The sequence below is a fragment of the Chryseobacterium sp. 2TAF14 genome (assembly GCF_052115105.1).
In the GTDB taxonomy this organism is placed as follows: domain Bacteria; phylum Bacteroidota; class Bacteroidia; order Flavobacteriales; family Weeksellaceae; genus Chryseobacterium.
In genome coordinates this window covers 1-497 of record NZ_JBFRGA010000367.1, presented here as the reverse complement: position 1 = coordinate 497, position 497 = coordinate 1, and the positions used below count along the sequence as shown (strand labels likewise).

Genomic DNA, 497 nt, shown 5'->3' with positions numbered 1-497 from the left:
CTACAGCATTACCTGATCTAAAATATTATGTATTTTCCTGTAATAATCTTTTATGATTAAATAAACTGCAGATTTATATTGAATACCTGATTTGTCTCCTCCAACTGATCATTATAGCCCGTCAATCGGTAAAGTAAATGAAAATACACTTCCTTTATTTTGAGAACTCTGTACACTAATTGTACCGTTGTGCAGCTCAATAATCTCTTTACAGAGATATAAACCAATTCCAAATCCTGCGATGGTTCCTGTATTAACATTTTTAACGCGATAGTAGCGCTCAAATATCTGCTGCTGGTCTTCGAAAGAAATACCTTTTCCCTGATCCTGAACATTTACCTGCAATCGGTTATCGATTCTGAGATATTCAATCATTATAACCGATCCTACCGGAGAATATTTGATCGCATTTCCGATAAGGTTATAGATAACCTGCGATATTTTTTCACGGTCTGCCATTACAAAGATTGATCCTGACTGGTTAAAGACAAATTTAT

Annotated in this window: 1 protein-coding gene; it reads right to left on the bottom strand. The window is 34.6% G+C overall.

What is annotated here, in order from left to right; translation table 11 throughout:
• Positions 1–111: 111 nt before the first annotated feature.
• A partial coding sequence (locus AB4Y90_RS18205; protein WP_441558965.1) for a sensor histidine kinase occupies positions 112–497 on the bottom strand: 386 nt, incomplete at its 5' end.